The sequence below is a fragment of the Kribbella sp. NPDC051620 genome (genome assembly GCF_044453825.1).
Lineage (GTDB): Bacteria > Actinomycetota > Actinomycetes > Propionibacteriales > Kribbellaceae > Kribbella.
Genome location: NZ_JBITDB010000002.1, coordinates 1115147 through 1127746 on the forward strand (window position 1 = coordinate 1115147; position 12600 = coordinate 1127746).

At 68.6% G+C, this 12600-nt stretch carries 12 protein-coding genes; 4 read left to right on the top strand and 8 right to left on the bottom strand.

The features are described from left to right. The first annotated feature begins 164 nt into the window (after positions 1–164). Positions 165–1736 (top strand): TROVE domain-containing protein, encoded by a 1572-nt coding sequence (locus tag ACIA12_RS12405; protein WP_396367014.1) that lies wholly within the window; start codon positions 165–167, stop codon positions 1734–1736. A gap of 43 nt (positions 1737–1779) precedes the next feature. On the opposite strand, the gene ACIA12_RS12410 is transcribed toward ACIA12_RS12405, so the two are convergent. The 3 genes from ACIA12_RS12410 to ACIA12_RS12420 all read right to left on the bottom strand — a co-directional run bounded on the left by ACIA12_RS12410 (position 1780) and on the right by ACIA12_RS12420 (position 3790). After that, positions 1780–2460 (bottom strand): DUF899 domain-containing protein, encoded by a 681-nt coding sequence (locus ACIA12_RS12410; protein ID WP_396367015.1) that lies wholly within the window; start codon positions 2458–2460, stop codon positions 1780–1782. A 168-nt stretch (positions 2461–2628) separates the two neighbouring features. Next, positions 2629–3279, bottom strand: coding sequence for a hypothetical protein (locus tag ACIA12_RS12415; protein WP_396367016.1), 651 nt, complete (start codon positions 3277–3279; stop codon positions 2629–2631). A 31-nt stretch (positions 3280–3310) separates the two neighbouring features. After that, positions 3311–3790 carry a GNAT family N-acetyltransferase gene (locus ACIA12_RS12420; RefSeq protein WP_396367017.1) on the bottom strand — a complete coding sequence of 160 codons (480 nt, stop codon included), beginning with the start codon at positions 3788–3790 and terminating at the stop codon, positions 3311–3313. A 52-nt stretch (positions 3791–3842) separates the two neighbouring features. Between ACIA12_RS12420 and ACIA12_RS12425 the strand changes: the two genes are divergently transcribed. Then, the gene (locus ACIA12_RS12425) at positions 3843–4415 is read left to right on the top strand and encodes a TetR/AcrR family transcriptional regulator (protein WP_396367018.1); all 573 of its coding nucleotides are present in this window, start codon (positions 3843–3845) and stop codon (positions 4413–4415) included. A 72-nt stretch (positions 4416–4487) separates the two neighbouring features. On the opposite strand, the gene ACIA12_RS12430 is transcribed toward ACIA12_RS12425, so the two are convergent. From ACIA12_RS12430 to ACIA12_RS12445, 4 genes are all read right to left on the bottom strand, one after another. Next, on the bottom strand, positions 4488–5921 hold the full coding sequence (locus ACIA12_RS12430) for an RNB domain-containing ribonuclease (protein WP_396367019.1): 1434 nt from the start codon (positions 5919–5921) through the stop codon (positions 4488–4490). A gap of 219 nt (positions 5922–6140) precedes the next feature. After that, on the bottom strand, positions 6141–7310 hold the full coding sequence (locus ACIA12_RS12435) for a bifunctional RNase H/acid phosphatase (RefSeq protein ID WP_396367020.1): 1170 nt from the start codon (positions 7308–7310) through the stop codon (positions 6141–6143). After that, on the bottom strand, positions 7307–8032 hold the full coding sequence (locus ACIA12_RS12440) for a zinc ribbon domain-containing protein (RefSeq protein ID WP_396367021.1): 726 nt from the start codon (positions 8030–8032) through the stop codon (positions 7307–7309). The genes ACIA12_RS12435 and ACIA12_RS12440 overlap by 4 nt, the downstream gene beginning before the upstream one ends. 61 nt (positions 8033–8093) lie before the next feature. Next, entirely contained in the window at positions 8094–9227 is a 1134-nt protein-coding gene (locus tag ACIA12_RS12445; protein ID WP_396367022.1) for a Nif3-like dinuclear metal center hexameric protein, read from the bottom strand. Between the two features lie 96 nt (positions 9228–9323). Between ACIA12_RS12445 and ACIA12_RS12450 the strand changes: the two genes are divergently transcribed. Then, positions 9324–9836, top strand: a complete 513-nt coding sequence (locus tag ACIA12_RS12450) for a SigE family RNA polymerase sigma factor (protein ID WP_396367023.1) — start codon at positions 9324–9326, stop codon at positions 9834–9836. Then, positions 9829–10422, top strand: a complete 594-nt coding sequence (locus ACIA12_RS12455) for a hypothetical protein (protein WP_396367024.1) — start codon at positions 9829–9831, stop codon at positions 10420–10422. The genes ACIA12_RS12450 and ACIA12_RS12455 overlap by 8 nt, the downstream gene beginning before the upstream one ends. Before the next feature lie 312 nt (positions 10423–10734). Here the strand turns inward: ACIA12_RS12455 and ACIA12_RS12460 are convergent, their stop codons facing one another. After that, complete coding sequence (locus ACIA12_RS12460; protein ID WP_396367025.1) at positions 10735–12477, bottom strand: DUF222 domain-containing protein; 1743 nt, start codon at positions 12475–12477, stop codon at positions 10735–10737. Positions 12478–12600 lie beyond the last annotated feature (123 nt).

Consider the following 12600-nt stretch of genomic DNA (forward strand, 5'->3'; position numbering starts at 1 on the left):
GGCCTGGGTGGGCCGGAGTTGATCGGTTACCACTTCTCATGGGCGGGTTGCGGGTTCGAGTCCCGCCATCGGATCACCCTCCGATGTAGCTCAAGCGGCAGAGCAGCTTCCGGTCGGCACAACACGTCCACCCAGGCCTTCGGCACGTCTTGGGGAGAGAGGAAATGACCGATCCACTGGCTTTGATCAGCACACCGCGAACCTTCGCGCTGACCGACCTGGCGCGGTTGCGCCGCTTCCTCACGTTGGGGACGACGGGCGGCACCTACTACGTCAGTGAGCGCGAGCTCACCGCGGAGAACGCGCGACTGGTGCTTGAGCTGGCTCGGACCCGGACGGCCGAGGTCGTCGCCGAGGTACTAGCCATCTCGACTGCCGGGCGCGCGCCGAGGCAACAGCCCGCGCTGTTCGCGTTGGCGGCTGCGGCGAAGCTCGGTGACGACGACGGGCGGCAGGCGGCGCTTGCCGCAGTACCGCTGGTGGCCCGGACCGGCACGCATCTCTTTCTCTTCGCCGGCTATCTCCAGCAGTTCGGCGGTTGGGGTCGTGGGACGCGACGCGCGATCGGCAACTGGTACGTCGATCCTGCCCGCGAGGTCGAGACCGTCGCCTACCAGGCGCTCAAGTACCGGCAGCGCAATGGCTGGACGCATGCGGACCTGCTGCGGCTGTCGCATCCCGCGACGACCGAGCCGGCCCGGCGCGAGCTGTTCAACTGGATCCACGGCCGCGAGGCCGAGCTCACCGGGCTGCCGTTGCTGGTGGCCTTCGAGCGGATCCAGGCCGCGTCGTCGGTCACCGAGGTCGCGGACATCGTCGCGCTCAACCGGGGCATCTCGTGGGAGATGATCCCGGACCGGTTTCTGAACGAGCCCGCCGTCTGGGAGGCGCTGCTGTCGAACGGTCTGCCGCAGACCGCTCTCCTGCGGCAACTCCCCCGGCTGACCCGGCTCGGGTTGTTCGGTCTGGGTAGTCACTGGACGTCTCGCGTGGCCGAGCAGCTCAGCGATCCCGAGCGGCTGAAGAAGGGCCGTGTCCACCCGATCAGCGTGTTGGTTGCCCAGCGCACCTATGCGTCCGGCCGGGGTACGCGGGGAGCGTCGTCGGAGTGGGCGCCGTCGCGGGCGATCGTCGACGCGTTGGATGCCGCCTTCTACGCGGCCTTCGGTGCGATCGAGCCGACGGGCAAGCGGGTGATGCTCGCGCTGGACGTGTCCGGATCGATGACCCAGCCGGTGTCTGGGTTGCCGGTGAGCTGCCGGGAGGCGTCGGCCGCGCTCGCGCTGGTGACGGCTGCCACCGAGTCGGCGTACCAGGTGGTCGGATTCACCAGCGGGGACCCGCGGAGCCGGGCGAGCCGGTACGACCGGTCGGCGCTGACTCCGTTGGCGATCAGTCCGCGGCAGCGGCTCGAGGATGCGGTGCGGGTGGTGTCGGAGCTGCCGTTCGGAGGTACGGACTGCGCGCTTCCGATGCGGCATGCGCTCGCGGCGGGGCTCGAGGTCGACACGTTCGTCGTCTACACCGACAACGAGACCTGGCACGGGGACATCACTCCGGCGGAGGCGCTGCGGGAGTACCGGGAACGCAGTGGGATCGACGCGCGGCTGATCGTCGTGGCGATGACGGCGACCGGCCAGACGATCGCGGATCCGCACGACGGCGGGATGCTCGACGTGTCCGGGTTCGACACCGCAGTACCGACCCTGATCGCAGACTTCGCCCGCGGCCTGTGACGCGATCGGGCCGACCTCGGTCGGCCCGATCGCGCTCCCGTGCTCAGAGGCCTTGGCGGCCGAGAGCGGTGAGATCGATGGCGTTCGTGGTGAAGCCCATGGAGTCGGTGCCCCGGCCGTACGTCGAGTAGGTGTGGTGCACGTCGTCGCCGACTCGGAGGAAGCAGCTCATCGCGTGGAGGTCGAAGGGCTGGTGGCCCTGGACGTGGGCGTTGTTCGGCAAGGCGTCCCACTCGGCCTTCGTGCGGTAGTTGTAGGAGAGCGGGACGACCGACTCGTCGAGGGTCGCGTGGTAGTCATAGTTGAACCTGCTGCCCGCCGACGAGTACCAGGGGAAGGTCCAGCCCTTCCGCTCCTTGAAGGCCGCGATCTTCGCGTACGGCGCCCGCGACACCGCCGCGAAGGTCGTGCTCTTCTCGTTGAGCGCGTCCAGGCTGCCGATGTCATCGGCGAAACCCGAGCAGTTCGGGCAGCCCGCGTGCCACTCGGGCTGGAACATGAAGTGGTAGACGATCAACTGCTGCCGGCCCTCGAACAGATCGACCAGGCGCACCTCGCCGGCGGGTCCCTCGAAGACGTACTCCTCGGCGACCTCGACCATCGGCAACCGGCGGCGTTTCGCGTTCAGCTCGTCCCGCCGCTTGGTGAACTCCTTCTCCTCAGCCAGCAACCGCTTCCGCGCCACCACCCACGCCTCCCGAGACACGATCTCCGGCAGTTCCATCTCGACACTCCTCCTCGTAGCCGACCCTGACCTCGCTACGTCGGAGCCGCCCCCGCCTGCTCGACATCCCGTCCGTCCCACCTTGAGCACGCACCAGTCGCCGGCAAGGCGTTCGCGTGCCTGCCGCGTGCTCAAAGTCAAGCGGGCTCGGTGAGGTGGTGGGTGAGGCTATTCGGGCTGCTGGCAGCGTTGGTAGTAGCGGTCGTCGCTGGTCGGGTCCTCCGGCTTGAGGTTGTACTGGGTGGCCTTCCAGACGCCGTCGGTCGCGGTCACCGAGACGCTCGCGAGGGTGCCGATGTTGAGCTTGTGCAGAGGCTCCCGGTCGAAGGCTCCACGGGAGTCGAGACACGCCCAGAACACGGCGGTGTCGCCGTTCACCTCAGGCGGCTGGACCGTGATCAGCAGCGGGCCCTTCCCGGCGCGCTGGCTGGTGGCACGCGTCGAACGGGTCGGCTCGAGCACCACCTCGTCGCCGGCCGTCAGCGCGGCGCTGACCTTGCGAATCGCCGCGTCGCTGCGCCACGCCGGCGAGAAGGTCGCCAGGTAGACCAGCGCAAGGGTGCGGCGCCCGACATCGACGACGGGATCGCTGCCGTTGACGCCCTTGTCGAGCGTCCACTGGATCTTGAGGTGGGCGTCACCGGCCAGTGGGACGGCCTGGGCACCGGGATCCTCCGAGGCAGTCGCCCTCGCTTCGGAGGTCGTGATGGTCACGGTGGGGGCCGGCGATCGGTCGGCGCGATCATCGCTGGTGCACGCGGTGGTCGTGAGGGCCAGAGTCAACGCGACCGCGGCGGCGGTCCCCCAGTGCGTGTTCATGCAGGCATCCTGACATGACGCGAGTCCGCCACTAGAGGTCAGCCTCGTAGGTCTGGCTCAGCAGGCCCTCGCCGAACAGGTCGTGCGGCTCCTCGTTCGTCAGCTTGAATCCGCGGGCCAGATAGATGTGGCGCGCGGCAACCAACGGGTCGTTGGTCCACAGCACCATCCGCTTGTGGCCGGTCTCGCGGGCGAACGTCATGCACGTGTCGACCAACCGGCCGCCGAGGCCAAGGCCCCGCGCAGACGGATGCAACAGGAGCAGACGCAGCTTCGCCGTCGACTCATCCGGTCCGCGCACACAGAAGACGCTGCCCATCCGCTCGCCGTCCTGCTCCGCGATCCAGGCCGCCTCGCGGGCCGGGTCGAAGTTCTTGCCGAAGTCGGCGACGATCTGCGCGACCAGCGCCTCGTACTCCATTCCCCAGCCGTACTCCGCGGCGTACAGCTCACCGTGTGCCTGGACCACCCAGCCGAGATCCCCCGGCCGATCCGCGCGTCTGATCTCCATCTGCTCACCTCGATCTACTGACACGACTGTTTCAGTAGGAGATACTAGCCGGGTGACCACCACGAAACCAGCCCCCTCCGCCCGGGAGACCGAACTGCTCGAGCTCGCCTACGCGTACTCGCTGACCCACGGGCTGGCCGATCTCTCGCTCCGCCCGCTCGCCACTGCGATCGGTTCGAGCCCACGGGTGCTGCTGTTTCTGTTCGGCAGCAAGGACGGGCTGATCCGCGCCCTGCTCACCCGCGCACGCAGCGACGAACTGGTACTCCTGCAACAGCTCACCAGCCAGTACTCCGAACCGCCCGGCCTCGATGTGGTTGCCCGCGAGCTGTGGACCTGGCTGGCCGCCGAGGAACGCCGCCCGCTGATGAAACTCTGGGTAGAGGCCTATGGCCGCTCCCTCGTCGCCCCTGACGGCCCCTGGTCCGACTTCGCCCGCTCCACCGTCGACGACTGGCTGGACCTGTTCAAGTCCGTCCAGCCGGGCAAAGACAGCAAGGCCGCGCAGGCCCGGCGTACCGGAGTACTGGCCGTCCTGCGCGGCGGATTGCTGGACCTACTCGCCACCGGAGACACGGCCCGAACAACCGCAGCCGTGCTCCAGGCACTACCTGTGGATAACTAGCCCGCAGAAACGGCCCTCGCGGATAGACTTAGTTAGGAATGACAGGGGGCGCACACAACCAGCGACGCCCGCTCAGGGAATCTCGAATGCGACCGTCCGCTTGGCGATGTCGGCCTCGGTGAGCTTGACGCGGACCGGCTGGCCGAGGGGCAGGGCCGCCGTACCGGTGACGCGGCCTTCGATGGCGAGCGTGGAGAGCGCGACGATGCCGCGGGTCGGTTCGCGGTCGTCGACGTCGGTGATGACGCCGTCGAAGGTCGAGCCGACCTGGTCGGCGACGAGGCCGGCCTCGACCATGCTGACGATCGACCGCTCGTAGGCGTGCGCCTTGCGGTCGCACTCCTCCATGATCTTCGGGATCTCGTCCATCGACTCGCGCACCCAGGCCGGTACTTCGGCATCCGCGCACAACGCCACGCAGATCTCACTCGTCCAACGGTCGACCAGCCGGCGCAGCGGCGCGGTGACGTGCGCGTACTCCGACTTCATCGCGGCGTGCTCCGGTTGCGCCGGAACCCCACCGGAGAAGGACGTGTAGCCGGCGCCTCGGAAAAGTACAGTGCAGGCCGCCAGCATCGCCGCATGCGCGGGCACCTTGGGGTCGAGGCCGTGGATGAACTCGGCGTACGACGTGCCGACGGGCCACGGGATGCTGAGCGCCTTCGCCGTGTTCTCCAGCTTGCGCCGCAGGTCGTCGTGCGACTCGGGCAGCGTGCGGAGGATGCCGATCTCGCCGTACATCATCAGATGCGCGGCGGCCATTCCGGTGAGCAGGGAGATCTGCGCGTTCCAGCCCTCGACCGGCAGCGGCGCGCGGAACTCCAGCGTCCACTGGCCGTCGGAGGTGACGACCTCCTGGTCCGGGATGGGCAGGTTGACGCCGCCGCGCTCGAGTTCGCGCTGCTCGCGGAGCTTGCCGACCTCACGGAGCAACTGGAGGCTCTCCGAGGCGGTGCCCGCGTCGAGGTCCTTCTGCACGCCGGCGTAGTTGAGCTTGGCGCGGGACTTCACCAGCGCGCGCTTGCAGCTCACATCGGTGCCTTCACCGGACGCGTCGACCGTGATCGTCCACAGGATGGCCGGCCGGACCTGGTCGGGGAGCAGCGACGCCGCGCCCTCGGACAGCTCCTGCGGGTGCAGCGGGGTGCGCTTGTCCGGCGCGTAGAGCGTCTCGCCGCGTTTGCGCGCCTCGACGTCGATCGGGTCACCCGGCTGGACGAACGCGGCGACGTCGGCGATCGCGTAGTGCACCGTGTAGCCGTCGCCGGCCCGCTCGATGTGCACGGCCTGGTCGAGGTCCATCGAGTCCGGCGGATCGATGGTGACGAACTCGATCTCGGTCCGGTCCAGCTCCGGCAGCCTCGGGTTGTCCGCGGCATGAAGCGCCGCCTCGACCACCGCGGGCGGGAACTCCGCCGGCACCTCGAGCTCCCGCCGGATCGCCTGCAACGAGGTCCGGAAGACCTCCGGAACCTCTTCGGCGAAATGCACCCTTTGCAACGGCACGCGACCACTCCGTCCATCCCCCGGGCACCCCGTCGTGCCCGGTACTGGGGTCAGACTAGTGCGCTGACCGGCGTTGAGGTGCGTAGCTCCGGTGTCCAGGCTGGTGGATCGCAAGGCGGAGGGCGGGGCACGATGCGGTGTTCATCGTGCCCCGCCCTCCAATGCCGCGAGGCGCCTGCCTGGGCGCCGGAGATGCGTGCCTCGGCGCCGGTCAGCGCACTACTGTGCGGGTTGGACGTTGAAGGACTTCAGGGACGCGAGGCCGTCGGCGTACCAGTGGATCTCGGTCAGGGTGGCCGGGGCGAGCTCCATCCGGAACAGCGAGTTCATCGGGGCCTGGAGGACCGAGCGGACCATCAGTTTGATCGGGGTCACGTGGGTGACCACGAGTACCGTCTTGCCCGGGTACGCCGCGAGCAGCCCGTCGCGCGCGGACCGGGCCCTGCGGGCGCAGGTGTCGAACGACTCGCCACCGGGCGGGGCGACAGTGGTCGATCCCATCCAGTCGTTGAGCGCGTCCGGCCACTTCTGCTGCACCTCGGCGAAGGTGTGGCCGTCCCAGTCACCGAACGAGCACTCCACCCAGCCCTTCTCGACCTTCACGTCGAGCCCGAGCACCTCCGCCACGACAGCGGCCGTCTGCTTCGTCCGTACCATCGGAGAGCTGACGATCGCGTCGATGCCGCTACCCTCACCCGACCGACGCTGCATCAGGTACTGCGCGGCCGCTGCCGCCTGCTGCCGGCCGAGCTCGCTCAGCGCCGGGTCGTCGCCACCGGAGCCGGAGAACCGCTTCTCGACGGTGTGCGGCGTCTGGCCGTGCCGCAGGAAGATCAGCTGGGTCGGCGGCTCCGTCTGCGCACCCCAACCCTGCATGGCCTTCTGCTGGTCCGAAGGCTCGGCCGGTACTGCGGTAGTACCGGCTGGGCCCGCAGTCGGACCCCCAGTGGGCCCCACAGCCGGGCGCAGCGGCACCGGCTTGCCGTCGAGCGCCATGTTGGCGAGCGCATCGGCGGCGGCGTTCTGGGCGCGCGGCACCCAGGTCCACTCGGTCCCGAACGGCGCCAGCGACTGCGCCTTGACCGCCAGCGGCTTCATGTCCGGGTGCTTGATCTTCCAGCGCCCGGCCATCTGCTCGATCACCAGCTTGGAGTCCATCCGGACCTCGATCGAGGCGTCCGGCGCGTACTCCCGGGCCAGCTCCAGCCCGGCGATCAGCCCGCTGTACTCCGCGACGTTGTTGGTCGCGATCCCGATGGTGACGCCGGCCTGGGCGATCACCTCACCGGTGTGCGGGTCACGCACCAGCGCGCCGTACGAGGCCGGGCCCGGGTTGCCCCGGGAGCCGCCGTCGGCCTCGACGATGACGTGCGACGGGCCACTGCTCACAGGGTGCTCTCCGACGTTCGCACCAGAATCCGGCCGCACTCCTCGTGATGCAGGACGAAGTCGGGTGCGGCGGCCTTGATCGCGCTCAGGTCCGACGGCGGCAGCTCCATCCGGCAGCCCATGCAGCGCTTGCCGACCAGCGGCGCGGCGCCGATGCCACCGTTGCGCTCACGCAGCTTCTGGTAGTTCGCGACCAGGGCGTCCGGCAGCTCGGCGACCACCTTGGCGCGCTCTTCGCCGTACTTCGCCCGCTGCTCGTCGAGCTCCTTCAGCGCGGCGTCGCGGGTCGCCTCCAGCTCGGCCTGCCGGCCGGCGAACGCGTCCGCGCGGGCCTGCAGGTCGGCCTGGACCACCTCGGCGGCCTCGAGCTTCTCCATCACCTCGAGCTCGGCGTCCTCCAGGTCGGAGATCCGGCGGTCGAGCGAGCCGATCTCATGCTGCAGGTTCTCCAGGTCGCGCGGCGAGGTGACCTGGCCGGACTCCATCCGCTGCTGGTTGCGCGCCTTGCGCTGGCGGACCTGGTCGACATCGCTGTCGGCCTTCTTCTGCTCGCGGCGCAGGTCGCCGACCTCGGTGTCGGCGGCGACGAGTTCACGGTCGACGCCCGACTTCTCCGTCGCCAGCTCGGCCAGCGCGGCGTGCTCGGGCAAGGACTTGCGCTTGTGCGCGACCTGATCCAGCTGCAGGTCGAGATCCTGCAGATCCAGCAACCGGCGTTGCACGGCGGGCTCGGCGTTCAGGGTCGGCTCCTTAGATCGCGTTCAGTTGTCAGCCAGGCACCGCTCAGAGCCGTAAGGTCCACGCGTCGGTGCAGAGCGTCGAGATGTGAGTCTCCACGGTACTGCCCCGCTCTGCCAAGCCCGCGATCAGGAGCCGTTCCGCGTCTTTCAGCCACGGCCATTCGCTGGCCCAGTGAGCGACGTCGACCAGCGCCGGGCCCTCGTCGTACGCGCGCGCCTCGGTCGCGGGGTGGTGGCGGAGGTCGGCGGTGACGTAGGCGTCGACACCGGCCGCGCGGACCCGGTCGAACTCGGAGTCACCGGCTCCACCGACCACGGCGACCTTCTCGATCAACCGCTCAGGATCGCCTGACACCCGTACGCCGTGCTGCGTCTTCGGCAGCCGCTCAGCGACGAGCTCGGCGAACTGCCTAAGGGGCAGGGGCTCAGCCAGTCCGCCGACCCGCCCGCCGCCCCGCGTGCTGGGCAGGGCTGCCATCTCGTACAGGTCGAAGGCCGGCTCCTCATAGGAATGAGCCGCCCGCAACGCCTCCACGACCGCCCGCCGCCGCCCCCGCGGAAGTACCATCTCGACCCGGTCCTCAGCCACCCGCTCGATCTCCCCAACCTGCCCGATCGTCGGACTAGCCCCTTCCAGCGGCCGAAACGTCCCTTCGCCGGCGGCACTCCACGCCGCCCGCTCATACGCCCCGATCCGCCCGGCCCCCGCCGCCGCCAACGCGTCGATCATCGCCTGCGTCTCCCCCACCGGCACGTAGACCACAATCTTGTCCATCGCCTCACCCGGCATCGCCTTCAGCGGCCTGGTGTCTTCAAGACCAAGCGCCGCCACCAACGCGTCGCTAACGCCCGGATTCGCGTTGTCCGCATTGGTGTGGCAGACATGCAGCGCGGTACCACTCCGGATCAGGTCATGAATCACCCGCCCTTTGGGCGTGGTCGCCGCGACGCTGTTCACCCCTCGCAACAACAACGGATGATGCGTCACCAGCAGATCGAACTCCCCACCGATAGCCTCGTCGACGACGGCGCGCATCGGATCCACCGCAAACAACACCCGCCGTACCGGCTGCTCCGGATCTCCGGTGACCAGCCCGACCGCGTCCCAGCTTTCCGCCCAGGAGGGGTCGTACAACCGATCCAGCACCTCGAGCACGTCCGCAAGCGTCGTATCCACGGCCATATCCTGCCGCACCCTTGGCTGCGCACACTGTGGGGAACCTTTCTGGAGGCCCCGGGGATCTTATGAGGGTGATGACATCGGCCGTGAGCCATGACGCAGACTGACGACGACTTCGCCGCCTACGCCGCGGCGCGGTATCCGACGCTCCTGCGCACCGCCGTGCTGCTCGGTGCGAAGGTCGATGCGGCCGAGGACGCGGTGCAGAGTGCGCTGGTGCGGTGCTACCGGTCCTGGCGCGCGGTCCGGCGGGCCGACAACACCGACGCCTATGTCTACAAGGTGCTCGCGAACACCATCGCGAAGAGCAGCCGGCGGCGGTGGCATGGGGAGATCCCGACGGAGGACGTGACCGAGCAGGTGGGCCACCGCGGTGACTACGCGGGCACGGTCGCGACGGCCGTCACTCTGCGCCGGGCGCTGGCTGGGCTTCCTGCCGACCAACGGGCCGTGCTTGTACTGCGCTTCTACGCCGATCTGTCCGAGCGGCAGACCGCCGAAGTACTCGGTATCGCCGTCGGCACCGTGAAGAGCCGAACCTCGCGCGCTCTCGCCGCACTCGAAGGCAGTACTGCCCTGGAAGGCCTGGAGGACCGCAATGCTTGAGAAGGAAGCCCGCACCCTGCTCGAGGCGGCCGTCGCCGACGTCGCGACTCCGTCGCCTCCCATCGACGCCCTCCTGACCCGAGGCCGAACCTCACGAAACCGCCGACGAGCCCTCACCGCAGTCGGAGCCGTCTTCATCGTCCTCGCTTTCATCGGCGTCGGGACAACCGTCGGGGCCCTCGACGACCGCACCACCGTCAGCTCGCAGCCCCTGCCCGCAAGCGCCACCCCGGAGCAGGTGATCCGGGCCTTCGTAGCCGCCGAGAACGCCCGGGACAAGGCCACTGCCCTGTCCTTCGTGACTCCCCGCCACGCCGAAAGCATGCTCAGATCGCAGGGCGGCCCCTTCGGAGACAGCGGCCCGTTCGGCTTACGAAGAGCCAAACCGATCACCGACCTGCGCCTGGAACCGCCAGACAGCGAATACCCCCGATCCGGCGGCGGTTCAATGGCCGACGGCTGGCAACAGGCCGTCTTCGTCCGAGCCACCTACCAACGCGCCGGCAACCTCACCCGGTGGGGCTACCTACTAGTCCGCAACACCACCACCGACCGCTGGTCCATCGCCGACGAAGGCCCGGCATGAACTTCCCGCCTTGAGCCGTCGCTCAAGCACTCGATCAGCCCACAAGCAGCTTCCCCGGCCCAGTCCCAGCACACCAACGCGCCGCCACACAACCGACGAGCTCACTCACCTCCCCACCCAACCCAACAACCAATCGCCACCCGCGGTACCGACCGAGTCGCCGCAGAAGCCCGAGCGTCTGCTGTGATCAAAGCTCAGGTGGCGCGAACTGGGCTTCACAGCACCACGGAAAGCAGCCGGACGGACCCATCAGAGTGACGCACGCTCAACCGGCAACTCAGGTTGAGACGGCTTACTCGGCAACCACCTGCGTCACGCGCTGTCAGCCCATGGATCGAAATCAGCCGTACCGGTCCTTTCGCACGACCTCTCGTCGACAACGGCGAACCGGTCCACCCCGGCCGAATCAATCCTCCAAGGATCGGACTCCCCCGTCCTCGGCCTTTCGCACATCTGCTCACCGACGGCCTGCGACTGCAGCTGGCTGCTGCCGTCTCCCCAAGGATCCAGGTTCGAGGCTTCCTCGGGACTGACCCACCCGATCTCATCGACAAAGGACCAGCCCAGCGCAGGCCTCCCCGGCCCCCTCTCACCGCCACCAGCACCACCGGCATCTGCAGCGGCAGCGGGGTCCACGGGTACGACGCCAGTCGCAAGCGCCCAAGCCCAGAGGTCAGCACCCGTCGTCGCGGACCGCGGGCCCGAACCGACCGACGAACGCTCACCATCTGCTGCCGCGAAGGCGTTGCCCGTGTCTCCTGTGCCCGTGTCTCCTGTGCGAGTGCCCGCTGGCCAGGGGCGAGTGTCCGTCGTCGCGGGTGCGGTGACGGAGGCGGTACTGGGCGGGTCGAGTCTTCGCCTGGTACTTCGTGGTGGTGGATCAGCCCAGGACGGCCGAGACACCTGCACCTGGTTGTTGATGATGGTGATGATCCAGTGGCCGTCGTGCAGAGACGTGTGGTCGACCCGGCACAACAGCACCAGGTTCGCGAGACTGGTGACGCCTCCGTCGAACCAGCTCACCAGATGGTGGGCATCGCAGTAGATCGGTGGGGCGTGGCAGATCACGCAGCCCTTGTCGCGCTGGTTCAACGCGTTGCGCAGGCCATTCGTGACGTACCGGTACTCCCGCCCCACATCCAACGGCTGGCTGTCGGAGCCCAACACGATCGGGATGATCCCGGCATCACACGCCAACCGGCGGATCGCGGCAGCGGACAGGCCGTCGCCGTAGGTCAGGTCACCGGTCGCCTGCTTCCCGGCATCGATCAAGTCATCGAGGTTGATGGTGACCGCGATGTGCGGCTTGATCCCACCGCGGGTGGGCAGGTCACCAGAAGCCAGCGCGATGTCGAGGGCATCCACGAGCGCATCGGCCTGCCGTTTGCCGCGCGATCGGGGGTCCTGTTCGCCGTCGGGGGTTTTGTGGGGTTTCGCGCCGGCCTGGAGAACGGTCTGGAGTTTTTCGGCGTTCTCACCGGCCAGATAGCCGCCGAACTTCACACCACCCTCGGCCTTGGCCAGCCAGACCTCTTCGCGGGCACGGGCGGCGTCCTCGCGGGGTTCGGGGCCGTCGGTGTCGAGGATGTTGCGGACCTGCTCACCCATCCTGCGAAGTTCACTCGGGTTCATGTGCCGAGCCGCCTCGACCATCTGACCGGCGGCCGCGTCGAGCTCTTCGACGGGGACGTTGGCGCGTTTGGGGAGTTTCTCCAGCGCGGCCACGATCGCGTCGGCCTGCGCCGAGGACAGCACCACCGCGTCGTCGGCGATCACGGTGCCGGGAGCAGGAAGCGCGGCCGTCACGGTCGGGTACTTCGGTAGCGCCAGCGCCAACCGGACTCGGCGGCGGGCTTCGACGGGGTCGAGACGGTACCGCTTCTCGATCAGCCGGACGGTGTCGTGGGCGCCGAGCTCTTTCGCGTATCCGATCTCGTCCATGCGCTGGAGGATCTGGTTGCGGCGGGCCAGCAGTTTCTCGATCGCCTCCTCCACGGCGTCGCTGGCGGACAGCAGTTCGCTGCCGCTCATCATCGCCACCGCCCGATCGTCCATACCCGCAACGCTAGACGAGTCCGCCGACAGTTTCGGGCCGGAAAGCCCTTATCCACAAGGTGAATTCCTCACCACTTCATACGACCCGAAAGCCTGTAGGTTGTCTGGGTGGCGCGCCGAGGG